At 69.2% G+C, this 1952-nt stretch carries 1 protein-coding gene and 1 pseudogene; one reads left to right on the top strand and one right to left on the bottom strand.

The genetic code is table 11. The features are described from left to right. Window positions 1–454 (top strand): annotated as a pseudogene (locus JHC99_RS18595) (hypothetical protein); the annotation flags it as partial. Here JHC99_RS18595 and JHC99_RS18590 read toward each other — a convergent pair. Beyond that, a partial coding sequence (locus JHC99_RS18590) for a von Willebrand factor type A domain-containing protein (protein WP_292156178.1) occupies window positions 451–1952 on the bottom strand: 1502 nt, incomplete at its 5' end. The pseudogene JHC99_RS18595 and the gene JHC99_RS18590 overlap by 4 nt on opposite strands.

Here is a 1952-nt window from a genome sequence, read left to right as displayed (position 1 = left end):
GACCGACGTCGCGGCGTCCTCGTTCAGCGGCGTGGCGACCGTCGCCGGGTCCGGATCCGGATCGGGCTCAGGCGAGGGCTCGGGCACCGGATCGGGCGACGGCACGGGCGCGGGGTCGGGCGGGCGTTGCGACATGGTCCGACGGCTTCAGGACGCCCTGCGCGACGACGCCGACATCCGGCGCACAGCCGCCGAGGCGCAAGGCTCGATCGGCCGGGATCGCGCCCTGCTGCTATGGGACGGAGACTGGCTGATGACGCCGGGACAGGCCGGGCGCGGGCTGGCGGGCGTACGCCAGGCCATCGCGGTCGAGATCGCCTTTTCGCCCCCCGCCTGTCGCCGGCAGGCTATGCGCGGCTATGCCCTGATTACCCTGGGCGACGCGCCCGGCAGCCCACGCATCGCCCTGGGTGCCCCGAACTGGCGCTGGTCCGACCTGGCGGGCGGCCGCTAGGGCCGGGACCGCGCCGGAAGGCGATCGGCCGCCCGCACCATCTGCACGAAGGCTGCACGTTCGCCGTAGGGGTCGTCGCCCCGTGCGCCCTGAGCAAGCTCCAGGATGGCGGCGTTGTCGAAGTCGGCGCTCATCCACGGATCGCCGCGCAGACGCTGGCCGAAGGCGGCGACGGCCATGGCCCAGCGGGTGGCCTCGGGGGCCTGGGCCGAGACGGGGCCCGATCCCGCATTGGACACCACCTTCTGCAGCAGGCGCGAGGTGGGCTGGCCTGGCAATTTGTAGCGGACCTGGACGAAGCCGACCTCGCCGTCCGGATCGCCGCCGCCGACACCCAGAGAATTGTCCGGCCGATTGCCGTCATAGCGCCGCTCGGGGATCTGGCTGGGCCCGCCCACCGGCGTGATTTCGTACAGAGCGGTGACGGATGCGCCCGACCCCACTTCACCCGCGTCGACGGCGTCGTTGTTGAAATCCTCCTCGTTCAGCAATCGGGTCTCGTAGCCGATCAGCCGGTATTCGCTGACGCGGGCCGGATTGAACTCGACCTGGATCTTGACGTCGTCGGCGATGGGAAAGGCGCCCCGGTCGAAGGCCGGGCCGAACAGGCGGCGCGCCTCGTCCAGGTCGTCGACATAGGCGGCGATGCCGTTGCCGGCCTGAGCGATCGTCTGCATCCGCGCGTCCTGATAGTTGCCGCGCCCGAAGCCATAGACCGACAGATAGATGCCCGTGCCGCGCTTGTCGGCGACATAGTCCTCCAGCCGCTTGTCGTCGGTGACACCGACGTTGAAGTCGCCGTCGGTGAACATCAGGATGCGGTTGACCTTGTCTCGCCCGAAGGCGGCCTCGGCCTGTTCATAGGCATTCACCATCCCCTGCGCCCCGGCGGTCGAGCCCCCGGCGTTCAGGGCGGCGACGGCGCAGCGCAGCTTCAGCTTCTGTGACCCCGGCGTCGGCCCTACGGCCGTCCCGACATCGGAGGCATAGTAGGTCACCGCCACCCGGTCTTCGGGACGCAGCTTGTCGATGATCAGGTTCATGGTCTGCTGGGCCAGACCCAGCTTGTCCGGCGACTGCATCGAGCCCGAGACATCGACCATGAAGGTCAGGTTCAGGGGTTTGCGTTCACTGGCCGGAAGCTCATAGCCCTGAAGCCCGATGTGAACGATCTGACGACCGGACGACCAGGGCGAGGCCGCGACGGCGGTGGTGATCGCGAACGGCTCGGCGGCGCTGGTCGGGCGGGCGTAGCCGTAGTCGAAATAGTTGATCATCTCCTCGACCCGCACCGCGTCCTTCGGCGGGGTCGCGCCGTCGGAAATGAAGCGACGGACGTTGGCATAGGCGGCGATGTCCACGTCGATCGAGAAGGTCGAGACCGGCTCGTCGGTGACGCGCTTCACCGGATTGGGCGTCGCGTCCGGATAGCGTTCGGTGTCCGCGACCGGGCCCGGATGGGGCATGACCATACCCACCACGGGAGAATGAGCCGTCA

Origin of the sequence: Brevundimonas sp., from assembly GCF_016463485.1 — a bacterium.
Lineage (GTDB): Bacteria > Pseudomonadota > Alphaproteobacteria > Caulobacterales > Caulobacteraceae > Brevundimonas.
This window is presented reverse-complemented; position numbering and strand designations above follow the sequence as displayed.